Here is a 20,618-nt window from a genome sequence, read left to right on the forward strand (position 1 = left end):
GGGCGCGGGGAACGGCGCGACAAGCCACGACGCACCCGCACCCGCCGGATCGGGGAAGCCCTCTCCGGGGCGCGGGGAACGGCGCGACAAGCCACAACGAACCCGCACCCGCCGACTGGGGGAAGCTCTCTCAGGGGCGCGGGGAACGGCGCGACAAGCCACAACGAACCCGCACCCGCCGACCGCGGGAAGCCCTCTCAGGGGCGCGGGGAACGGCGCGACAAGCCACGACGCACCCGCACCCGCCGGACGACACGACCCCCACGGCGAGAAGGCACCCCGGCTCAAGCCAACGCAGTGCATGGCACCCGGTCCGCACGTCGCTCTGGGTGCGCGCGGACCGGGGCCGTTCAGGGAGCCGTGGGGCTCAGTGGGTGGCGAGTTCGCGGGGCTCCAGGGCCGCCGCGTGGGAGTCCATCCGCTCCGCCGCCAGGATCGCCGCCGCCGTGTCCGCCCGGGACGCCGCCACGAGCAGCGCGCGGCCGGCCACCGCGTGGGCACGGCGGTGCAGGTCGGGGAGGTGCGGTGCGGAGGTGACCGAGGTCAGCGACGCACGGGCCGGTGTGCCGCCGCCCCGCAGCCGGGCCACCTGCTCGGCGAGCCGCTCGGCCGCGGTGTCGAGGTCGGCGGACGGTGCCAGCGCGCGCAGCTCGTCCGTGACGGCGAGCAGTGCGGCGAGGTGGCCACCGAGCTGGATGTCCAGCTCCTCCTCGCGGGAGCGGTGGGGGAAGTCGGTGGGGGCGTCGGCCATCGTGGAGTGGACCGACTTGGTGCGGATCGGTTCGTACATGGGATGGCCTCCTGTGCAGTCAGGAAACCATCCTAGCTTAGATTCCGTCTAAAGTTGAGTGAGCGAAAAAGATCGGGTGCGACGAGGTTTACGGCTGCCCGTACCCGTCCAGGAAGTTCCCGATCCGCCCCACCGCGTCCCGCAGGTCGCCGACGGTGGGCAGGGTGACCACCCGGAAGTGATCGGGTTCGGGCCAGTTGAAGCCGGAACCCTGGACGACCATGATCTTCTCCTGGCGCAGCAGGTCGAGGACCATCCGCCGGTCGTCCTTGATCTTGAAGACCTTGGGGTCGAGGCGGGGGAAGAGGTACAGCGCCCCCTTCGGCTTCACGCAGCTCACGCCGGGGATCTGCGTCAGCAGCTCGTACGCCACGTCCCGCTGCTCGACGAGCCGCCCGCCCGGCAGGACCAGGTCCTTGATGGACTGCCGTCCGCTGAGCGCGGCGACCACCCCGTGCTGCCCCGGCATGTTCGCGCACAGACGCATGTTGGCCAGGACGGTCAGGCCCTCGATGTAGGAGTCGGCGTGCGCGCGCGGGCCGGAGATCGACATCCAGCCCACCCGGTAGCCCGCCACCCGGTACGCCTTGGACATGCCGTTGAAGGTGAGGGTCAGCAGGTCGGGGGCGATCGAGGCGGTCGGGGTGTGCGTGGCGCCGTCGTAGAGGATCTTGTCGTAGATCTCGTCCGAGCAGACCAGCAGGTTGTGACGGCGGGCGATGTCGGTCAGCCCCTTGAGCATGGTCTCGTCGTAGACCGCGCCCGTGGGGTTGTTGGGGTTGATGATGACGATCGCCTTGGTGCGGTCGGTGACCTTCCGCTCCACGTCCGCCAGGTCGGGCATCCAGTCCGCCTGCTCGTCGCAGCGGTAGTGCACGGCCGTCCCGCCGGACAGGGACACCGCGGCAGTCCACAGCGGGTAGTCGGGGGCCGGTACGAGGACCTCGTCGCCGTCGTCCAGCAGGCCCTGCATGGCCATCACGATCAGCTCGGAGACGCCGTTGCCGATGAAGACGTGCTCGACGTCGGTCTCGATGCCGATGGTCTGGTTGTGCATGACGACGGCCCGGCGCGCGGCGAGCAGTCCCTTCGCGTCGCCGTATCCATGGGCCGTCGAGACGTTGCGGAGGACGTCCTCCAGGATCTCCGGCGGTGCCTCGAACCCGAAGGCCGCGGGGTTGCCCGTGTTCAGCTTGAGGATGCGGTGCCCGGCCGCTTCCAGGCGCATCGCCTCCTCGAGAACCGGGCCCCGGATCTCGTAACAGACATTGGCGAGCTTGGTCGACTGGATCACCTGCATGTCTGGAGCTTACGGCCCGGTAACGCCTGACGGGTCGTGTTTTCCGCCACGTGAGACGCGGCGGTTTGGGCTGTTATCGCCGGTAGCTGTCCCAGCGGCCTCATCCGTCCCTACAATCCTGCGCCATGTCGAGGCCAGTCGAATACGAGTCCGGGGCACCGCGCGTCTATCAGCCACTGCCCACGGCGGCCCCGGCGTACGAGGAGTACCCGGACCCCGCGGCCGCGCACGGCTGGCAGAACGAGTACGACGCGACGGCCGAGCTCCCCCAGGTCGAGCCCGCGGGTCCGGAGCCCGCGGGTCCGGAGCCCGCAGGTCCGGAATCCGGCGACCGGGAGCCGGGCGCGCCGGATCCCGGCGGCCGCGCCGCCCGGCGACGGGCCGCCCGCCGCGGTGGCGGCGGGCGCTCGCGCAAGGTGGTCGTGGCCGTCGGAGCCGTGGGCGCGGCGGCGCTGATCGCGGGGCTGTCCCTGTCGGGCTCCTCCTCGGAGCCCGACAGGGACCCGGGGAGCGGTGCCTCCTCGGCGGCCCCGGAGACCGGGGGCGCCACCGACCCGGCCGACTCCGGCCGCCCGGCGGCCCCGGGTGCGAGGGCCTCCGGTGAGCCGGCGACCGGCACCGGCGCGTCCGGCGCGAGCCCTTCCGCGGACGCGTCCGACGGTCCGAGGGCGAGCGGGAGTCCGTCGGCCCGGGTCTCCTCCGCCCCCTCGGCCACCCCCTCGGTGAGCGCCACCGCCCCCGTCACCGCGGGCGGTCCGGGCAACTCCGACGGCAAGGGGCGCGGACAGGGCGCCACGAAGAAGCCCAAGTAGGCCTGCGACTGGGTAAGTTGACCTCGCGGAACGGCAAGCCCGGTGTTCGTGCTGTCCCGGATGTGGAGGTGTCGCCCGTCGAGAGGCGCGGGCTCGGCACAACTTCTTGCCCCAGCGACCACCCTTCTTCACAATGTCCATGACAAACTCACGGGCGGCCGGAAGATTTCCGGTCGCCCAAGTCGCAAGAGGGGACCCCCACATGAGAAAGCCTCTCGTCGCCGTGCTCAGCGCCCTGGCCCTGGCCGGGATCGGCACGGCACCCGCGGTCGCCGCCCAACCCGCCGCATCCGGCGTGGGCAAGAGCGTCGACACGGACACCCCCGTCTCCGTGGTCCAGGACGTGGTCACGTCCGCCACCGCGACCCTGTCCCAGGTCACGTCGCCGTCGCCCAAGCTCCAGGCCGTGACCCTCGCCGGGACCGTCTCGCTCAGCAACTGCTCCGGCTCGGTCATCCGCTTCCCCAACTCCGTGGACACCGACCCGGCGCTGGTGCTCAGCAACGGGCACTGCCTCACCACCGGCTTCCCCGAGCCGGGCGAGGTGCTCACCAACCAGGCCTCCAGCCGGACCTTCGGACTGCTCAACTCCTCCGGCACCAAGGTCGCCACACTGCGCGCCAGCAAGCTCGCCTACGGCACGATGACCGACACGGACGTCTCGATCTACCAGCTGACCTCCACGTACGCGTCGATCAAGAGCTCGTACGGCATCTCGGCGCTCACCGTGCAGGACACGCACCCGACCGCCGGGACCGCCATCACCGTGGCCTCCGGCTACTGGAAGCGGCTCTACAGCTGCAACATCGACGGGTTCGTGTACCGCCTGAAGGAGGGCGACTGGACCTGGAAGGACTCGGTCCGCTACACCTCCGCCTGCCAGACCATCGGCGGCACCTCGGGCTCGCCCGTCATCGACCAGGCCACCGGCAAGGTCGTCGCCGTCAACAACACCGGCAACGAGGACGGCCAGCGCTGCACGGAGAACAACCCGTGCGAGGTCGACGCGAACGGCAACGTCACCGTCCGCGAGGGCATCAACTACGCCCAGGAGATCTACAACATCCCGGCCTGCTTCACGACCCGCAACCAGCTCAACCTGAACGCGAGCGGGTGCACCCTGCCCAAGCCGTAGCGTGCCCCTAGCGGTGTCGGGTGTTCCGTTGCATGGGACTGCGACGGACCGCCCTGCCCGCCAGAACGTCTGTGCGGCGGCCGTCCTCGATCACGAACCGGCCGTCGACCAGGACGTGCGGGATGCCGGTCGGGAGGCGGAGCGGCTCCTCGAACGTCGAACCCGGGGCCACCGTCCGCGCGTCGAACAGGACCAGATCCGCTCGGTACCCCTCCTTCACCAGACCCCGGTCCGGCAGACGCAGCCTGGCCGCCGGGCGCGAGGTGAGGTGGGCCACGCACTCCTCCAGGGACAGCACGCCCAACTCCCGTACATACGTGCCGAGATACCTCGGGAACGTGCCGTAGGCCCGCGGATGCGGCTTCGCGCCCTGAAGGATGCCGTCGGAGCCGCCGGTGTGGACGCGGTGCCGCATGATCGTGCGGACGTTGTCCTCGTGGCCGACGTGCTGGAGGATCGACGGGGCCAGGCGGTCGGCGAGCAGGAGGTGGCGGGCCGTCGTCCAGGGGCTCTCGCCCCGCCGCCGGGCCGACTCCGCGACCGTACGGCCGACGAAGTCCGCGAAGGCCGCGTCGCCGACGCCCGAGATCTCGACGGTGTCCCACTCGACGGGCACGCCGTGGCAGCCGTCGGCGCCGAGCTCCTCCAGGTGGTGCCGGATCCGCTCGGCCGTGTCGTCGTCCGCCAGCCGCTTCAGGACCGCCTCGGGACCGCCCTCGCCCGCCCAGCTCGGCAGCAGCGCCGCGAGGGTCGTGGCGCCGGGCGTGTACGGGTAGGTGTCCAGGCTGATGTCGGCGCCCGACGCCAGCGCCTCGTCCAGGAGGGCGAGCAGTTCGGGCGCCCGGCCCTTGTTCACGCCGAAGTTCATGGTGGCGTGGGCCAGATGGAGCGCGCAGCCCGCCTCCCGGGCCAGGGCGACCATCTCCTCGTACGCCTCGAGGGCGCCCGCCCCGTACGAGCGGTGGTGCGGGCAGTAGTAGCCGCCGTACCCGGCCACCACCCGGCACAGCTCGGTCAGTTCGGCGTCCTCGGCGTACATGCCGGGGGTGTAGGTCAGGCCCGACGACATGCCGAGCGCGCCCTGCTCCATGCCCTCGGCCACCAACTGCCGCATACGGTCGAGCTCCTGGGCGGTCGCCGCGCGGTCCTCCCAGCCGACGACGAGGGCGCGGACCGTGCCCTGGGGGATCAGATAGGCCGCGTTGACGGCGATCCCGCGGTCGAGGCGGTCCAGGTACTCGCCCACCGACCGCCAGTCGAAGTCGAGGTCGTCGCCGTGGCCGTTCCACCCGGTGATGGCCCGGCGGACCTCCTCCAGGGTGCGGTCGTCGACCGGCGCGTACGACAGTCCGTCCTGGCCCAGGACTTCGAGCGTGACCCCCTGCGCGGCCTTGGCGCTGTGGTCGGGGTCGCGGAGGAGGGCGAGGTCGCTGTGGGCGTGCATGTCGATGAAGCCGGGGGAGAGGGTGAGCCCCTCGGCATCCAACTCCCGGCGCGCCTTGGGGCGTTGGCAGCCGGCGTCGGCCGCCTCCTTGACGATCGAGACGATCCGGCCGCGGTCGACCACCACGTCGGCGCGGTACGAGGGGGCGCCGCTGCCGTCGACGACGTCCGCGTCCCGGATGACGAGTTCTTCCATGCCGGACCTCCCGCTGCTGAAAGTTCTAGAAGAACGTGCGGATGTATTCGACGACCGTCCCGTCGGCCTCCGCCACCGGGATCAGCTGCCACTTGTCGAAGGACGTGCACGGGTGGGAGAGGCCGAGGCCCAGCCAGTCGCCGACCTCCAGATCGGCGTCCGGGGCCGTGGCCAGCCAGGCGTGCTGGTCGGAGAGCGCGGTCACCTCGATGCCGGTGGCCGGGCGCTCGGTGCCGCCCCGCCGGACCACCTGCGGGAAGGGGAGGTCGAGGTCGTGGGCCGCGTCCCGCTTGCCCGCGTTGGCGAAGGCCTGACCGGGGGAGGGCCGGGAGACGACCTGCGTCCACAGACGGAACGCGGGCTCCAGGGCGCCCTCCTCGGGGATCCGGTTGAAGGGGGTCACCTTGCGGTAGTGGCCGTCGTCGTGCGAGACGTAGGCGCCGGAGCGGAGCAACTTCAGGACGGGGCGCGAGAGTTCGGGGATCTCGGCGAAGACGTCGGCGACCGCGTCGAACCAGGCGCTGCCGCCGGCGCTGACCACGATCTCGTCGAGCCCTTCCGCCGCGAACCGTCCCGCCTTGTCGAAGTCGGCCGCCAGGGCCACCAGCCGGCGCAGCCAGGCGTGCACCCGCTCCGGGTCCGCCCCGGGGACCTCGCCCTCGTAACCGGCGACGCCGACGAGCCGCAGCGTGCCCGTCGCCGCGACCGCGTCGGCCACGGCCGCGCACTCCGCCTCCGTGCGGACACCGGTGCGGGCGCCCTCACCGGCGGCGAGCTCGACGACGACGTCCAGGGGGCGGGAGGTCCCCCGCAGGGCCGCGTCCATCAGCTCGACCCCGCGGACGGAGTCGACGTAGCAGACGAAGCGGAAGCTCGCGTCGCTCGCCAGTTCGCCGGCGACCCACCTCAGGGCCGCCGGGTCCACCAGTTCGTTGGCGAGGAAGACCCGCTGGACGCCGTACGCCCGCGCGACCCGCACCTGGTGGGGGACGGCCAGGGTGATGCCCCAGGCGCCGCGCTCGATCTGCCGCCGGAAGAGCTGGGGGGCCATGGTCGTCTTGCCGTGCGGGGCGAAGGCGAGGCCGTGCCGGGCGGCGTACGACTCCATGAGCGCGAGGTTGTGCTCCAGGCGCTCGGCGGACAGAGCGAGCACGGGGGTCGTGAAGCCGTCGGTGAAGAGGTTGCGGCGCTGTGCGGTCAGCTCGGCGACGGTCAGGCCGTCCGCGTCAGGGGGCAGGCCCTTGAAGCGGTGGTCGACGCGGTCCTCCGCGAGGCGGGCGAGCGCTTCGGTACCGGACACGGGGCCTCCCTGAGGGATGCGTTGCAACCTGTGCAACGTTCATTGCGTATATCGCTGACTGCTGTCTAACATCCACGCCAACGCCGGGTCAATGAAGGAGCCAGCACCATCGTGAATGCCCCCGACGCCGTGGACGTCGTCGCGCTCGGCGAGTCCATGGTCACGTTCCTGCCCAGCCGCCCCGGGCGACTCGCCGACGTGCCGTCCTTCGACCGGGCCATCGGCGGGGCGGAGTCGAACGTGGCGTGCGGGCTGGCTGCCGCCGGCTTCGCGGTCCGGTGGGTCAGCCGGGTCGGGGCGGACGGGTTCGGGGATCACCTGGTCGAGACGATCGGGGGGTACGGGGTCGATACCTCTGCGGTCGGGCGGGATCCTTCGCGTCCTACGGGGGTCTACTTCCGTACGGCGGGCGACCGGGCGACGGACAGGCATGAGGTGGCGTACTACCGGGCGGGGTCGGCGGCTTCGGCGATGTCGGTCGAGAACGTGGACCTTTCGGTGGTGCGGGCGGGTCGTCTGCTGCATCTGTCGGGGATCACTGCGGCCTTGTCGGACGACTGTCTGGGGTTGCTGCGGGAGTTGACGGCTCCAGGGGGCGGGCGGCCGGTGGTGTCGTTCGACGTCAATCACCGGGCCGGGTTGTGGCGGGATGCCGACGGGCCCCGGGTGCTGCTGGAGCTGGCACGCAGGGCCGACATCGTGTTCGTGGGGGAGGACGAGGCGGAGGAGGCGTGGGGGGTGACGGGGGGTCCGGCGGCTGTTCGTGCGGTGCTGTCTGAGCCGGGGGTGCTGGTGGTGAAGCAAGGGGCGAAGGGGGCCACCGCCTTCGTTTCGGGTGCGGGCGAGTGGGGGCTGGTCGCGCCCCGCGGCGGAGCCGCAAATCGATGCAGCCCCGCGCCCCTGGGGTCGGTGACCTTCGCCCCTGCTCTGGAGGTGGACATCGTGGCCACCACCGGCGCCGGCGATGCCTTCGCCGCCGGGTTCCTCTCCGCGACCCTCCGGAACCTCCCCCTCCGCGACCGGCTCCGGCACGGTCACCTCTGGGCCGCCGCCGCCCTCACCGCCCCCGGTGACCTCGCCGTGCCGCCCTCCCGCGCACACGCCGACCGGCTCGTCGCCGTCGGAGACGACACGTGGGGGACACTTCGACTCGGCCCCGGCTGGACGCAAGCCGAGACGGCCCCGGAGGAGGTACGCACCCCATGAGCCAGACCGTCGACCGCGCGCTGAGCATCCTGCCGTTGCTCGCCGAGGGACCCGCCGACCTCGGGCAGGTCGCCGACCGCCTCGGCGTCCACAAGTCCACCGCGCTGCGGCTCCTGCGCACGCTCCACGAACACGGCATGGTCTACCGCCAGTCCGACCAGCGCTACCGCCTCGGCGCCCGACTCATCGCCCTCGCCCAGGAGGCGATGGAGAACCTCGACATCCGCGAGATCGCCCACCCCCACCTCGTACGGCTGAACGAGCAGTGCGGTCACACCGTTCACCTCGCCGTGTACGAGGAGGACGAGGTGCTGTACATCGACAAGGTCGAGAGCCGGTACCCGGTGCGGATGTACTCCCGGATCGGCAAGCCCGTCGCCATCACCGTCGCCGCCGTCGCGAAACTGCTGCTCGCCGACCTTCCCGAGGCCGAGCGCCGCGCCCTCGCGGACAAGCTCGAATACCCCCTGTACACGGCCCGTTCGACACCCAACGCCCCCGCCTTCCTCAAGGAGTTGGAGCGCGTGCGCGAACAGGGCTGGGCCACCGACCTCGGTGGCCACGAGGAGTCCATCAACTGCGTCGCGGCCCCCGTCCGGGGCGCCGACGGCAGGGTCGTCGCCGCCATGTCGGTCTCCGCGCCCAACGTCGTCGTCACCGCCGAGGAACTCCTCACCCTCCTCCCGCAGGTCCGCCGTACGGCCGATGCCATCAGCGGCGAGTACTCCGGCAGAACCACAGCAAAGGACCCCAAGGACCCCGTATGACGGACAAGACGGACAAGATCGCGCTCACCCCGAGCACCCACACCAACCCGCCGGCGAAGTTCTCCCACGGAGTGCGCAAGGGCAACATCCTCCAGGTCGCGGGACAGGTCGGCTTCCTGCCGGCCGAGGAGGGCAAGCCGCCCACACCCGCCGGACCCACCCTGCGCGAGCAGACCCTCCAGACCCTCGCCAACGTCAAGGCGATCCTGGAGGAGGGCGGCGCCTCCTGGGACGACGTGATGATGATCCGCGTCTACCTGACGGACGTGGACCACTTCGCCGAGATGAACTCGATCTACAACACCTACTTCGAGGAGCAGGGCCTCACCGCGCCCCCGGCCGCCCGTACGACGGTCTACGTCGGCCTGCCCGCCGGGCTCCTCATCGAGATCGACGCGCTCGCCGTCCTCGGCTGACGCACCGCGACTTCCGCACCTCCCGCACGTCCTGAACGGCACGGCACCCCACGGGGCGCCGTGCCGCGATCCGCCCTGCCCGAAAGCTCCATGTACTTACGCAGAGGACCCCCATGTCCCTACCGCTCGCCGCGACCACCGAGACACCCCCGCACACCGGTGGCCTGCTCCTCCTCGTCGACGGCACCGCGGGCCTCCTCACGGTCGCCGCCCTCGGTATCGCCCTGCTGCTCTTCCTGATCATCAAGGTCAGACTCCAGCCCTTCGTCGCCCTGCTCGGCGTCTCCATAGCCGTCGGCCTGCTCGCGGGGCTCTCGGTCACCGAACTCTTCGGCACGGTCCAGCGGTCGGACGCCGTGTCCACCATCGAGTCCGGGATGGGCGGCATCCTGGGCCATGTCGCCATCATCATCGGCCTGGGCACCATGCTCGGGGCGATCCTCGAAGTCAGCGGTGGCGCCGAGGTGTTGGCGTCCCGGCTGCTCCATCTCTTCGGGGAGAAGCGGGCGCCCCTCGCCATGGGCCTCACCGGCCTCGTCTTCGGTATCCCGGTCTTCTTCGACGTCGGCATCTTCGTGCTCGCGCCGATCGTGTACGCGGCGGCCAAGCGCAGCGGCAAGTCGATCCTGCTCTACTGCCTGCCGCTGCTGGCGGGCCTGTCCATGACCCACGCCTTCCTGCCGCCGCACCCCGGCCCGGTCGCGGCCGCCGGACTGCTCCACGTGGACCTCGGCTGGGTGATCCTGATGGGCATCGTCTGCGGCATCCCGGCGGTGCTGGCCGCGTGGGCCTGGTCCGCGTGGATCGGCCGCCGCATCTTCGTCGCGGTACCGCAGGACATGGTGGAGGCGGCCGCCGAGGCCAAGCAGGCCGTGATCGAGGAGCAGCGCGCGCAGGGAGTCGTACCGCGCGAGGACCCCGTCCCCCTCGCCACGGTCCTCGGCATCATCGGGACGCCCCTGGTCCTGATCCTCGCCGCCACGTTCTCCTCGATCGCGTTCGACCCCTCCACCGGCCGCTCGGTCATCGAGTTCTTCGGCAGCCCCTTCGTGGCGCTGACCATCGCCCTGGTACTCGCCTACTACCTGCTCGGCATCCGCCGCGGCTGGTCCCGCAAGTCCCTGGAGACGGTGTCGACCGCGTCCCTCAAGCCGGTCGGCAACATACTGCTCGTCGTCGGCGCGGGCGGGGTCTTCGGCGCGGTCCTCAAGGCCAGCGGGGTCGCCCAGGCGCTCTCGGACACCTTCAACGACGTCGGACTTCCGGTGCTCGTGCTGTCGTACCTGATCTCCGTGGTGCTGCGGGTGGCCCAGGGCTCGGCGACGGTCGCGATCGTGACGACGGCGGGCATCGTCGCGCCCCTCCTCTCCGAGGGCCACCACTCCCAGGCCTTCGTCGCCCTCGTCATCATGGCGATCTCGGCCGGCTCCATCTTCGCCTCGCACGTCAACGACGGCGGCTTCTGGATGGTGGCCAAGTACTTCGGCATCAGCGAACGCGACACCCTGAAGACGTGGACCGTCCTGGAGACGGTGCTGTCGGTGGCGGGGTTCGCGGTGGCGGCGGTCCTGAGTGTCTTCGTCTAGGCGATGCGGCCCCATGTAGGCGTCCGGTAACGATGTAGGGGCCGGGTGGGCCGGGCACAGGATCGTCGACCATACTGCCCGCTGTGGAGCAGCGCATAGGTTCGAGCAGCCAGCCCCTGGAAGGCGCCGGATTCGACCCGGCCTTCATCCCCGGGCTCACCTCACCCGTGTCCGGCGAGACGGAGTCCGTCCCGAAGGAGACGGAGGACACCGAGGTGACTCCGGAGGAGGTCGTCGAGGAGCCCGCCGGAGAGCCTGCCGAGGAGGAGGCCCCCGAAGGCCCCGTCTTCGAGGCCTCCGACCGGCGCGCGAGGATCGTCGCCGACCACCGGGGCGTACGGCTCTCCCTCGACGACCAGGCCTGCGAGTTCCGCTGGGACGAGATCGGCGCGATCGAGACGGAGACGCCCCGCTTCGGCAAGCGCTACACCATCACGGTCCACACCCCCGACCGCCGCTGGTACCCGATCGAGATCGAGGCCAAGTCGAGGGCGAGCTTCGAGGAGTGGGACGGTCAGATCGACGCCGTCCTCGACGCGTACTTCGAGGACGAGACTCCCGAGGCTCCAAAGACAGAGGAAGAAGAGTCCGACGAGACTCCCTAGGGGCGCGGGGAACTGCGCGACCAGCCCCCCACCGGCCCGCAGCTCCCCACAAACCTCTAGCAGTACTGAGACGCCTTCCCGATGGACCGGTACATGCAGTCCGAGTTCTCCAGGAGTTGGAGCACCGCGTCCCGGTTGCGCGAGGTCTCCCGCTCGATGACCTCGTCGGGCGGGTAGAAGCCGCCGCCGGAGCTGGACGACGGGTACATCTCGAAGGTGTACGAGAAGATCTTGTGCGTGCCCCAGAGGTAGTCGTCGATCGACCCGTCGGTGATGTACAGGTCGCTCGCCTGCTCCGCCGTGTACCCGTTGCTCGCGGCCATCTTCTGCCCGACCGCCTTGAACACGGCGTTGTCGTCGGCCGTCATCCCGGTCGCCGTGTCGGAGTACGTGTACCCGTAGGGCCACAGCACCAGTTCGCTGTAGGTGTGGAAGTCGATGTTCGTCTTGATCTGCTGGACCCCGCCGACGACCCGGCTGCGGACGAAGTTCGCGACCACCATGACCTCGGGCGCCGACTCGGCGGCCGGGCCCCGGTAGGTCTCGGAGGACGTCGAGCCGGACGAGCCGCCGCAGCAGCCCCAGCGGTAGGCCCAGTTGCGGTTGAGGTCCGTACCGACCGCCGACGAACCGGAGTTGGGCTGCCGGTTCTTGCGCCAGGATCGGTAGGAGCCGGAGGCGATGTCGTACTCGCCGCCGTCCGGGTTGAGGTCGGGGACGATCCAGATCTCACGGTTGTTCACCATGTTCGTCACCCGTGAGTCGCTCCCGTAACCCGCGCCCAGTTCGCGCAGCAGGTACAGGGCCATCTCCACCGTGAGGTGCTCGCGGGCGTGCTGGTGGTGGGTGAACAGCACCTCGGGCTCGGCCTCGTCGGTGGCCACGTTGTCGCTGATCTTGATGGCGACGATGTTCCGGCCCTGGTACGACGTGCCGATGACCCGCTTGCTCATGATGTTCGGGTAGGCGGCGAGGCGCTGGTCGATCTCGGCGTTCATCTCGGCGTAGTTGTGGTAGCGCGAGTCGGCCGACGGGAAGTCGTACAGCCGGGCCTCGTCCTCCGCGGTCCGTGCCGGGGCCGACCCCGACGCCGAGACCTCGTAGCCGAGTTGCCGCAGTTTCCTGATCTGGTCGGCGCGTCCGGAGACCACGACGGTCTCCTCGTCGGCCTCGTCGACGGTCACCCCCGTCTGCTGGATGGCCGTACGGGTCACGGGGGTCGAGTGCTGGTGGATCTCGTACTGGCGGACGTCCTCGGCGCTCGGGGCGGCCTTCGCGGCGCTGTCGGCGTTCGCGGAGAGCGGGGCCGCGAGGGCGAGGGTCATGAGGGAGGCGACGGCGGCGAGGGTGGCGTAGCGGGTGCCGCCGCGGGCGCCGGAACCGCGTGTGCGTAGTCGCATGAAGTCTCCTGTGGTCTCCAGGGATTCCGGGATCTCCGGAAGTGGGGAGTGGAGCGGGGGTGTTTCAGCGAGCTCTGCGACGTGCTGCCGGTGCGGGTGTGCCGCTCATCGTGAGCTTGTGGCATGAGCAGGTCAAGAGCGGATGAAGACGCGTTGGCGTGAACTGTGCGCCGGCTGTGCCACGTCCTTCACCGCACGCCCTCTTGCCGGGCCGCGATCTTTAGGGTTTCTTGACCTTCATGGCGGACACCACGGACAACACAGTGACCGGTGAGGCGAACTCCGTACCGCGCAAATCCAGTTGGCGGTACATCGGCCCGGGGATCGTCGTCGCCGCGACCGGCGTCGGCGCCGGTGACCTGGTCGCCACCCTCATTGCGGGCAGCAACTTCGGCTACACCCTGCTGTGGGCGGCGGTGATCGGCTGCCTCGTCAAGATCTCCCTCGCGGAGGCGGCGGGCCGCTGGCACCTGTCCACCGGCCGCACCCTGTTCGACGGCTGGGCGAGCCTGGGCCGCTGGACCACCTGGTTCTTCGCCGTCTACGTGGTGATCTGGGGCTTCGTGTACGGCGCGGCGGCGATGTCGTCGAGCGCGCTCCCGCTCCAGGCCCTGTTCCCCGACGTGATGGACCTCGAATGGTGGGCCATCGCCTGCGGGCTCGTCGGCCTGGTCTTCGTCTGGTTCAACAAGTACGCCGTCTTCGAGAAGGTCATGACCGTCCTGGTGGGCGTCATGTTCGTGGTGACCGTGTACCTGGCGATCCGGGTCACCCCCAACCTGGGCGACGCCTTCGCCGGCCTGCTCCCGGTCCTGCCCGACGAGAAGGACTCCGTCCTCAACACCCTCGGCCTGATCGGCGGCGTCGGCGGCACGATCACGCTCGCCGCGTACGGCTACTGGGTCAACGCCAAGGGGTGGACGAACACCGGCTGGATGAAGGTGATGCGCCTCGACAACCGGGTCGCCTACATCACCACCGGCATCTTCGTCGTCGCGATGCTCTTCGTCGGCGCGGAACTGCTGCACAGCGCCAATGTGGCGATCGCCAGCGGCGACAAGGGGCTCATCCAGCTCAGCGACATCCTGGAGGACGAGTACGGCTCGGCGACCGCCAAGTTCTTCCTCATCGGCTTCTTCGCCACCTCCTTCACCTCCCTGATCGGCGTCTGGCACGGGGTGAGCCTGATGTTCGCGGACTTCGTGGCGCGCTACCGCGGCCGCGAGGGTTCGGCGGGCTCGGGCCAGGAGGTCGCCTCCGGCTCACGCGAGCGCTCCTGGCCCTTCCGCGCGTACCTGCTCTGGCTGACCTTCCCGCCGATGGTCCTCCTCTTCCAGGGCCAGCCCTTCCGCCTGGTCATCCTCTACGGCGTCCTCGGCGCGGCCTTCCTCCCCTTCCTGGCCGGCACGCTGCTGTGGCTGCTGAACACCTCCCGCACGCCCGTTCAGTGGCGCAACGGTCCCCTGAGCAACGCGATGCTGGCGATCGCCGGCCTGCTGTTCCTGGTCCTGTGCGTGAAGCAGATCTGGGACCAGCCCTGGTCGGAGTTCTTCTAACTGCCGCTCCACCACCGGTCGTCCAGGGCCATCGTCCGCATCTGGGCGATGGTCAGCGCCGGAGTCTCACGGGTCGGGGACTCGTTCTGGGTGCCGGCGTTGAAGGCGCTGATCACCACTCGCCTGCCGTCGGCGCGCATGGTGTCGACGGTCCACATGACCTGGTGGCCCCTGTCCCCGGGCCCCTGCTTGACGGCGACCCGGGTGCCGTCGGGCAGGGTCTCGGAGCCCGAGCCGAACAGGTCACCGGCCGCGTCCAGCATGTCCGGCTGCACATTGACCTGGACCAGGCTCCTGCCCTTGCCGTCATCGACCACGGCGTAGGCGAAGTCACCGTCGTCGCTGCTCTTGTCGGTCACCTTCAGGCCCTTCGGCAGCAGGGCCAGCAGGTCGGTGCGGGCATGCAGGTGGGAGCCGGGGAGCTCCGGCTCGGGTTGGGGCACGGGGAGCGCGTCGGCGACGCCGCGCCACTCCTTCGCCGCCGCCAGCCGCGTCAACCCGGCCGGGTCCAGCGGCGGATCGGTCCGGGTGACGGGCATGTCCTTCTCGGCGGCCGCGTTCCACTCGCTCACGGTGATGTGCTGCCCGGTCGGCGTGACCAGCTCGGCGGTCCAGAGCTTGGTGTCCACCCGGCGGTCGGGATACTCGTACCGCTGGAGCACGGTGACCACGGACCCGTCGGCGAGCCGACTCGTCGTGCAGGCGTCGTACGGGAGGTACGCCCGGTCGGGGCACCGGGTCGCCTGCCGGGCCTCCACGCCGCCCGGCTGCACCCGGCCCACGGCGACCTCGACGGCCGCGGCGCCGTCGCCGTCGTCGAGGACGAGCCCGGCGTACGGCGCGGGCACCTTCAGGTCGTCGGTCGGATCGGTGCCGCGCCCGCGCTCCTGGCTGAAGTCACCCTTCGGCAACAGGCTCTTGAGGGTCGCGATCATCTGCTCGCCGGTCATGGGCGTGGCGGTGACGCTCGGCTTCGGCTTCGGCTTCGGCTCGGCGGAGGCCGTCACGGACGACGGCACGGCCTCGGCCGCCGTACCGCCCGGCCGCAGGAACAGCGTCCCGCCCACGCAGGCGAGCACGACGCTCGCGGCGCCCCCGACGACGGCGGCCCGCCGCACGAACCGTTTGCGCCGACCCCGCACCGCGCCGCGGGTAGCGAGGGCCGTGCGGTCGGTGTCGAACCCGGCGCCGGTCTCGTGCAGGGCGGCGGCGAGCCGCTCCTCGAAGGGGTCCTTGTGCTGGTCTGCGGACATGGGGCAGCCACCGTTCGGGTCGGTCGATCGGTCGAAAGGGCGGTCAGGGGGGCCGGTCAGGGCCGCGCGTAGGCGTCGATGTCCTCGCCGAGGAGCCCGCGCAGCTGCTTGAGGGCTCGGGTGCAGCGGGTGCGGACGGCGGCCGCGGTGGCGTCCAGGACTCCGGCGGTCTCCTCGATGGAGCGGTCCTCCCAGTAGCGCAGGACGACCACGGCCCGGTCCTTGGCGGGCAGCCGTGCGAGGGCGTCGAGCAGCGTCAGCCGCAGGGGCGTGTCGACGCCGGCGGCGGCCACCTCCGGCAGGACGTCGGTCGCGCGCTCCTTGCTGCTGCGGCGGCGCTGATGGGTCAGGAACACCCGGACCAGGACGGTCTGCGCGTACGCCGCGGGGTTGCCGACGTGGGAGACCCGGCTCCAGCGGACGTAGATCCGCCCGAGCGCCTCCTGCACCAGGTCCTCCGCGAGATGGGTGTCACCCGCGGTCAGCAGACACGCCGACCGGTACAGATGTCCGGCCCGGGCGGCGGCGAACTCGGCGTACTCGTCCGCGCGGGCCTGTCTCATGTGTTTCCCCCTGGTGCTGTACGCCCGGCCGTGGAAGAGGTCCTCACTTCACTGACGCCGTGAGGTGGGGAGAATGTTTCACATGATCTGGAAACACTTCGCGACGCGAGGGGACGGACGCCGATGACCACCCAGCCACCGCCCTACGGCGGCGGGCCCCATCCGTACGGCCCCCCGCCGCCCCCGCCGGGCGCGGCCCCGGGTTTCGGTCCGCCCCCGCCCCCGTCGGCCTTCGCCGCGCAGCCGCCCCAACAGGCCCTGGAAGGCCCGGAGTTCATGGCGGTGGACCGCCACAACTCCATCGTCGTCGACTCCGCGGGCGTCGCCTTCGAGGACCACGGCCACTCGGCCGAGTTCCCCTGGCACGAGATCCGCAGCGTCCACTACAAGGCGGGCCCCAACGGCAAGACCCTGATGATGGCCGTCATCCACCTCGACGGCCGCTTCTACGAGTGCGTCGTCGACGCGAGGAGCCGGGACACCCTGGGCCGCTGGTTCGCCGAACTGGCCGCGATCCTCGGTTACTACAAGCCGTTGGCGTGAAGGTGGAGATCGCCGAAGTGCGGAGCGCCAAGGCGGCGGAGGCGACAGTGGTCGTGCGCCCGAGCTGACCCCGACGGTCGGGGACACGGGCCGGGAGGTCATGCCTGTCGTCCAGGGCGACAACCCGGCCGCGTCCTGACCCCGGCTACGGCAGCCCGTGCACGTGCGGTCCCACCGCGTCGGACCAGGCGTTCCCCGCCGCCGCGTCCCAGTTCGTCGACCAGGTCATGGCGCCCCGCAGGTCCGGGTAGGTCCTCGACGGCTTGAAGGAGCCGCAGTTCGTGCCGCGCGTCAGGCAGTCCAGGGCGTTGTTCACCACGGTGGGGGAGACGTAGCCGCTGCCCGCCCCCCTGGTAGACGCCGGCAGGCCCAGCCCGACCTGGGACGGCGACAGTCCGCCCTCCAACTGGATGCAGGCCAGGGCGGTCAGGAAGTCCACCGTGCCCTGCGAGTAGACCTTGCCGTCGCAGCCCAGCATCGAACCGCTGTTGTAGTACTGCATGTTGACGACGGTGAGGATGTCCTTCACGTTCAGCGCGGTCCGGAAGTACGCGTTGGACGTCGACTGCATGTCGATCGTCTGGGGTGCCATCGTGAGCACCAGCGAACCGCCTACCTTCGCCGAGAGCGATCGCAACGCCTGGGACATGTACGTCGCGTCGAGCCCGTTCTCCAGGTCGATGTCGACGCCGTCGAAGCCGTACGTCTGCATCAGCGCGTACACCGAGTTCGCGAAGTTCGCCGCGGACGCCGGGTCGTTCACCGAGACCGTGCCGTTCTGGCCGCCCACGGAGATCACGACCTTCTTCCCGGCGGCCTGCTTCGCCCTGATGTCCGCCTTGAACTGGTCGACCGTGTACCCGCCGAGCCCGGCCGAGTCCAGGGTGAAGGTCACGGCACCCGGAGTCGTCGTCGCGTCCGCGAACGCCACCGCGATGATGTCGTACTGAGACTGCACGGCCGACAGCCTCTGGACCGTCGCCCCGTTGTCGAAGTTCTGCCAGTACCCGGTGACGGCGTGCTTCGGCACCGCGCCCCCGCCGCCGCCCGTCGCCGAGGTCCTCCCCGTCACGGTCCCGGACCTGGCCGACTCACCCGCCGCGTTCGTCGCCGTGACCTGGAAGCCGTACGACGTCGACGCGGCGAGCCCGGTCACGGTCGCCGAAGTCCCCGTGACCGCCGTGACCTTGGTGCCGTCGCGGTAGACGTTGTACCCGCTCGCCCCCGACACCGGGTTCCAGGCCAGGGAGACCGACGAGGACGACGTACCGGAGACCGTCAGGCCGCCCGGCGCCGAGGGGATCGCCGGGTCCGGGTCACCGCCACCGCCGCCGTCGGGGCCGTAGACCGACACGTCGTCCGCGAAGTACGCGGCCTGGCCGTACCAGCCGTGGGTGTACACCGTCACCGAGGTCGTCGAGGCGCCCGTCGTGAAGGTGGTCGTCAGCTGCTTCCAGGAGGCGGAGTCCGGGGTCCAGGTCGACACGTCCGTGGTGCCGGTGCCGGTCGCGCCCAGATAGGCGTAGCCGCCCTGCACCCACGCGTTCAGCGTGTACGTCGAGCTGGGCCTGACCGCCACCGTCTGGACGCAGCGCGCGTTGTCCTGCCCGGCCGGTGTCGCCTTCAGCGCGGCCGAGCCGCCGTGCACGGGGGAGGAGACCGTCGTACCGCTGCTCGCGGAACAGGTCCATCCCGACAGGCCGGACTCGAAGCCGGCGTTCTTCGCGTTGTTGACGTCGGCGGCGGAGGCGGGCCCCGCGAACCCGAGGGCGAGGGCCGCGACGAGGGTCGTCGTCCAGAGCGTCCGGAGTCGTTTGCTGCTGAGTATGGGCATGACAAGAGAGTTGGTCCAGACCAATGCCCTGTCAAGGAGGTCGGCGTGAATGGCTGCGCAACTCGCCTTTCGCCGGCTCGCGCACGTGGCAAGTGCGCCCCATCTGGGCAGGAATCGCCCGCTTTTGATCCTTCGGATAGGCCAGGAAGTCACAGAATCGCTGTTCTCCGGTCACTGAGCCGTGGTTACAGTGCTCAGGTAGTCACGCAGTGAAGTCGACCGGGTGCGCCGGAGTGATCCGCCGGACCCTCGGGCATGGGATACGGGGAGCTGCGCGTGCCAACTGCCATCGCAGTGACCGGTGCCGACATGGCGCTGCCGGCGCAGGACGAGCGGACCCTGCCCGCCGTCGTGCTCGACGGCCTCGACCGGCAGCCGCTCGACCACACGCTCGCCGTCCTCCGGACGCTGATCGACCAGCACGGCCATGTGGTCGTCGTGTACTCCCGTGCCGTGTCCCCCGCGGTGGACCAACGGCTGCGTACCGTACGGTCCCTCCTGGAGAGCGACCGGATCGCCCTGTTCCAGCCCGATCTGCCACCCCTCGGACTCGCGGTCCTGGCCCGTCAGTTGAGACAGCTCGCCTCCTGCGACCTCAGCCCCGGCGTCCTCGCCTCTGCGGGCCGGCTGCTCACCCACTACCTCCACGCGGGCGCGCTCCTCGGCTCGGTGGCGAGGCTCGACCGGGTCCCCGTCGGGCTCAAGTCGCACGCCAAGTCCTGGGTGCCGGGCAGCCAGTTCGCCGTGCTCGCCCACCCCCAGCCACAGCTCGTCAGGCTCGCCCCGGACGCCACGCTCGCCGGCCCGGAGTTCGCCACCTCGATGCTCGTCGCCCGCGGCCAGCTCCAGTCCGACTGGGTCTCCGGGAGCCTCGCCAAGTCCTGGCGCATCCAGGGGCTGCGGGAGACCCCGCTGCCCGCCGAGTCCGCCGCGTGGTGGGGCACCGGCAAGCTGATCGAGTTCTGCACCTTCCTGCCCGACCTGTCCGTCCTTTACCAACTGGTCACCTCGGTACGGCAGAACATCTGTCACTGGTGCGGTATCGACGTCATCGGAGACCGCTGTGTCTTCTGTTCGGCCACCGCACCCGTGACCCCCGCCCCTCAGTACGAACAGCACCAACTGCCCGCCGGGTGAGCCGTACGCCGGATCGCCCCCGTCCCCGATTCCGCCCGACCGAGCCCCCCAACGAGGTCCACGGTTCATGAACTCCCGTCAGCGCCGCGGCGTGATACTCCTGCTCCTGTCGGTCCTGGGCGCCCTCGCGGCCTTCGCCGGCGTGCTCTCCGTCATCGACGACGTGAAGTCCAAGGTCGGGCCCGAGGTCACGGCGTACGAGGTCAAGAAGGACATCGAGCCCTACACCCGGCTCACCGCGGCGCAGTTCGAGAAGACGGAGATGCCCGAGCGCTGGCTGTCGACGAACGCGATCACCGACCTCGACGCCATCCGCGACAAGATCGCCGTGACGACCCTCAAGAAGGGCTCCCTGCTCCAGAGCGACATGATCGTCGACCAGCCCGCGCTCCAGCCCGGGCAGCAGGAGATCGCCATCATGATCGACGCGGCGACCGGCGTCGCCGGCAAGATCACGGCGGGCTCCGCGGTCAACGTGTACGCCACCTTCGAGGGACAGAAGGAGGGCGACCCCGACCTGTCGAAGATCATCGTGACGAACGCCCGGGTCCTGGACGTCGGCGACCTCACCCCGCTCCAGCCCGACGCCGACGACCGCACCCGCGCGGCGACCGATGCCCGCCCCATCACCTTCGCCCTCTCCGCCCTCGACGCCCAGCGCATCACGTACGCCGAGTCGTTCGCCAAGCGGGTCCGGCTCGCCCTGGTCGCCCCGGGCGAGACCGGCACCGTGCCCGAGCAGGAGCGCACGTACGAACTCGCGAAGGACAAGTGAG

At 70.6% G+C, this 20,618-nt stretch carries 19 protein-coding genes; 11 read left to right on the forward strand and 8 right to left on the reverse strand.

Going from position 1 to position 20,618, the window contains the following annotated elements; translation table 11 throughout:
* Nucleotides 1–367 precede the first annotated feature (367 nt).
* Nucleotides 368–790: a hypothetical protein gene (locus ABZ098_RS08685; protein WP_356588597.1), complete on the reverse strand. Its 423-nt coding sequence runs from the start codon at nt 788–790 to the stop codon at nt 368–370.
* Between the two features lie 88 nt (nt 791–878).
* On the reverse strand, nt 879–2,090 hold the full coding sequence (locus ABZ098_RS08690) for a pyridoxal phosphate-dependent aminotransferase (protein WP_356588599.1): 1,212 nt from the start codon (nt 2,088–2,090) through the stop codon (nt 879–881).
* Nucleotides 2,091–2,215: 125 nt separating this feature from the next.
* Here ABZ098_RS08690 and ABZ098_RS08695 point away from each other — a divergent pair, with 125 nt between their 5' ends.
* Nucleotides 2,216–2,902 (forward strand): hypothetical protein, encoded by a 687-nt coding sequence (locus tag ABZ098_RS08695; RefSeq protein ID WP_356588601.1) that lies wholly within the window; start codon nt 2,216–2,218, stop codon nt 2,900–2,902.
* Between the two features lie 202 nt (nt 2,903–3,104).
* Nucleotides 3,105–4,037 carry a serine protease gene (locus tag ABZ098_RS08700; protein ID WP_356588603.1) on the forward strand — a complete coding sequence of 311 codons (933 nt, stop codon included), beginning with the start codon at nt 3,105–3,107 and terminating at the stop codon, nt 4,035–4,037.
* Between the two features lie 7 nt (nt 4,038–4,044).
* Here the strand turns inward: ABZ098_RS08700 and ABZ098_RS08705 are convergent, their stop codons facing one another.
* A complete protein-coding gene (locus tag ABZ098_RS08705; protein WP_356588606.1) occupies nt 4,045–5,676 on the reverse strand; it encodes a D-aminoacylase in 1,632 nt (543 codons plus the stop codon).
* 25 nt (nt 5,677–5,701) lie between these two features.
* Nucleotides 5,702–6,976, reverse strand: a complete 1,275-nt coding sequence (locus tag ABZ098_RS08710; protein ID WP_356588608.1) for an amino acid deaminase — start codon at nt 6,974–6,976, stop codon at nt 5,702–5,704.
* A 111-nt stretch (nt 6,977–7,087) separates the two neighbouring features.
* On the opposite strand from ABZ098_RS08710, the gene ABZ098_RS08715 reads away from it, so the two are divergent.
* The 5 genes from ABZ098_RS08715 (at nt 7,088) to ABZ098_RS08735 (ending at nt 11,556) form a co-directional block, all read left to right on the forward strand.
* Nucleotides 7,088–8,182, forward strand: a complete 1,095-nt coding sequence (locus tag ABZ098_RS08715) for a sugar kinase (protein ID WP_356588610.1) — start codon at nt 7,088–7,090, stop codon at nt 8,180–8,182.
* On the forward strand, nt 8,179–8,949 hold the full coding sequence (locus ABZ098_RS08720; protein ID WP_356588612.1) for an IclR family transcriptional regulator: 771 nt from the start codon (nt 8,179–8,181) through the stop codon (nt 8,947–8,949). The genes ABZ098_RS08715 and ABZ098_RS08720 overlap by 4 nt, the downstream gene beginning before the upstream one ends.
* The gene (locus ABZ098_RS08725) at nt 8,946–9,365 is read left to right on the forward strand and encodes a RidA family protein (RefSeq protein WP_356588614.1); all 420 of its coding nucleotides are present in this window, start codon (nt 8,946–8,948) and stop codon (nt 9,363–9,365) included. The genes ABZ098_RS08720 and ABZ098_RS08725 overlap by 4 nt, the downstream gene beginning before the upstream one ends.
* Before the next feature lie 113 nt (nt 9,366–9,478).
* Nucleotides 9,479–10,951, forward strand: coding sequence for a gluconate:H+ symporter (locus ABZ098_RS08730; protein WP_356588616.1), 1,473 nt, complete (start codon nt 9,479–9,481; stop codon nt 10,949–10,951).
* 83 nt (nt 10,952–11,034) lie between these two features.
* Nucleotides 11,035–11,556 carry a hypothetical protein gene (locus ABZ098_RS08735; RefSeq protein WP_356588618.1) on the forward strand — a complete coding sequence of 174 codons (522 nt, stop codon included), beginning with the start codon at nt 11,035–11,037 and terminating at the stop codon, nt 11,554–11,556.
* Between the two features lie 56 nt (nt 11,557–11,612).
* Here the strand turns inward: ABZ098_RS08735 and ABZ098_RS08740 are convergent, their stop codons facing one another.
* On the reverse strand, nt 11,613–12,956 hold the full coding sequence (locus ABZ098_RS08740; RefSeq protein ID WP_356588620.1) for a M14 family metallopeptidase: 1,344 nt from the start codon (nt 12,954–12,956) through the stop codon (nt 11,613–11,615).
* A gap of 239 nt (nt 12,957–13,195) precedes the next feature.
* Here ABZ098_RS08740 and ABZ098_RS08745 point away from each other — a divergent pair, with 239 nt between their 5' ends.
* On the forward strand, nt 13,196–14,512 hold the full coding sequence (locus ABZ098_RS08745; RefSeq protein ID WP_356588622.1) for an Nramp family divalent metal transporter: 1,317 nt from the start codon (nt 13,196–13,198) through the stop codon (nt 14,510–14,512).
* Here ABZ098_RS08745 and ABZ098_RS08750 read toward each other — a convergent pair.
* Nucleotides 14,509–15,765 (reverse strand): hypothetical protein, encoded by a 1,257-nt coding sequence (locus ABZ098_RS08750; protein WP_356588624.1) that lies wholly within the window; start codon nt 15,763–15,765, stop codon nt 14,509–14,511. The two genes, ABZ098_RS08745 and ABZ098_RS08750, sit on opposite strands and share 4 nt — an antisense overlap.
* 56 nt (nt 15,766–15,821) lie before the next feature.
* Nucleotides 15,822–16,328 (reverse strand): SigE family RNA polymerase sigma factor, encoded by a 507-nt coding sequence (locus tag ABZ098_RS08755; protein WP_356588626.1) that lies wholly within the window; start codon nt 16,326–16,328, stop codon nt 15,822–15,824.
* Between the two features lie 123 nt (nt 16,329–16,451).
* Here ABZ098_RS08755 and ABZ098_RS08760 point away from each other — a divergent pair, with 123 nt between their 5' ends.
* Nucleotides 16,452–16,871: a hypothetical protein gene (locus ABZ098_RS08760; protein ID WP_356588628.1), complete on the forward strand. Its 420-nt coding sequence runs from the start codon at nt 16,452–16,454 to the stop codon at nt 16,869–16,871.
* Between the two features lie 145 nt (nt 16,872–17,016).
* Here the strand turns inward: ABZ098_RS08760 and ABZ098_RS08765 are convergent, their stop codons facing one another.
* Nucleotides 17,017–18,705 carry a glycoside hydrolase family 18 protein gene (locus ABZ098_RS08765; protein ID WP_356588630.1) on the reverse strand — a complete coding sequence of 563 codons (1,689 nt, stop codon included), beginning with the start codon at nt 18,703–18,705 and terminating at the stop codon, nt 17,017–17,019.
* A 255-nt stretch (nt 18,706–18,960) separates the two neighbouring features.
* Here ABZ098_RS08765 and ABZ098_RS08770 point away from each other — a divergent pair, with 255 nt between their 5' ends.
* Nucleotides 18,961–19,842, forward strand: a complete 882-nt coding sequence (locus ABZ098_RS08770) for a hypothetical protein (RefSeq protein WP_356588632.1) — start codon at nt 18,961–18,963, stop codon at nt 19,840–19,842.
* A 67-nt stretch (nt 19,843–19,909) separates the two neighbouring features.
* Entirely contained in the window at nt 19,910–20,617 is a 708-nt protein-coding gene (gene cpaB / locus ABZ098_RS08775; RefSeq protein ID WP_356588634.1) for a Flp pilus assembly protein CpaB, read from the forward strand.
* Nucleotide 20,618 lies beyond the last annotated feature (1 nt).

This window comes from Streptomyces sp. NPDC006335 (assembly GCF_040612795.1).
Lineage (GTDB): Bacteria > Actinomycetota > Actinomycetes > Streptomycetales > Streptomycetaceae > Streptomyces.

Bases quoted from the DNA above. Each gene is read 5' to 3' on its own strand.
- ABZ098_RS08745 (WP_356588622.1), top strand. From the start codon at position 13,196: ATGGCGGACACCACGGACAACACAGTGACCGGTGAGGCGAACTCCGTA.
- ABZ098_RS08725 (WP_356588614.1), top strand. From the start codon at position 8,946: ATGACGGACAAGACGGACAAGATCGCGCTCACCCCGAGCACCCACACC.
- ABZ098_RS08760 (WP_356588628.1), top strand. From the start codon at position 16,452: ATGACCACCCAGCCACCGCCCTACGGCGGCGGGCCCCATCCGTACGGC.
- ABZ098_RS08740 (WP_356588620.1), bottom strand. From the start codon at position 12,956: ATGCGACTACGCACACGCGGTTCCGGCGCCCGCGGCGGCACCCGCTAC.
- ABZ098_RS08755 (WP_356588626.1), bottom strand. From the start codon at position 16,328: ATGAGACAGGCCCGCGCGGACGAGTACGCCGAGTTCGCCGCCGCCCGG.
- ABZ098_RS08765 (WP_356588630.1), bottom strand. From the start codon at position 18,705: ATGCCCATACTCAGCAGCAAACGACTCCGGACGCTCTGGACGACGACC.
- ABZ098_RS08685 (WP_356588597.1), bottom strand. From the start codon at position 790: ATGTACGAACCGATCCGCACCAAGTCGGTCCACTCCACGATGGCCGAC.
- ABZ098_RS08770 (WP_356588632.1), top strand. From the start codon at position 18,961: ATGGGATACGGGGAGCTGCGCGTGCCAACTGCCATCGCAGTGACCGGT.
- ABZ098_RS08690 (WP_356588599.1), bottom strand. From the start codon at position 2,090: ATGCAGGTGATCCAGTCGACCAAGCTCGCCAATGTCTGTTACGAGATC.
- ABZ098_RS08695 (WP_356588601.1), top strand. From the start codon at position 2,216: ATGTCGAGGCCAGTCGAATACGAGTCCGGGGCACCGCGCGTCTATCAG.
- ABZ098_RS08730 (WP_356588616.1), top strand. From the start codon at position 9,479: ATGTCCCTACCGCTCGCCGCGACCACCGAGACACCCCCGCACACCGGT.
- ABZ098_RS08705 (WP_356588606.1), bottom strand. From the start codon at position 5,676: ATGGAAGAACTCGTCATCCGGGACGCGGACGTCGTCGACGGCAGCGGC.
- ABZ098_RS08750 (WP_356588624.1), bottom strand. From the start codon at position 15,765: ATGTCCGCAGACCAGCACAAGGACCCCTTCGAGGAGCGGCTCGCCGCC.
- ABZ098_RS08700 (WP_356588603.1), top strand. From the start codon at position 3,105: ATGAGAAAGCCTCTCGTCGCCGTGCTCAGCGCCCTGGCCCTGGCCGGG.
- ABZ098_RS08720 (WP_356588612.1), top strand. From the start codon at position 8,179: ATGAGCCAGACCGTCGACCGCGCGCTGAGCATCCTGCCGTTGCTCGCC.
- cpaB (WP_356588634.1), top strand. From the start codon at position 19,910: ATGAACTCCCGTCAGCGCCGCGGCGTGATACTCCTGCTCCTGTCGGTC.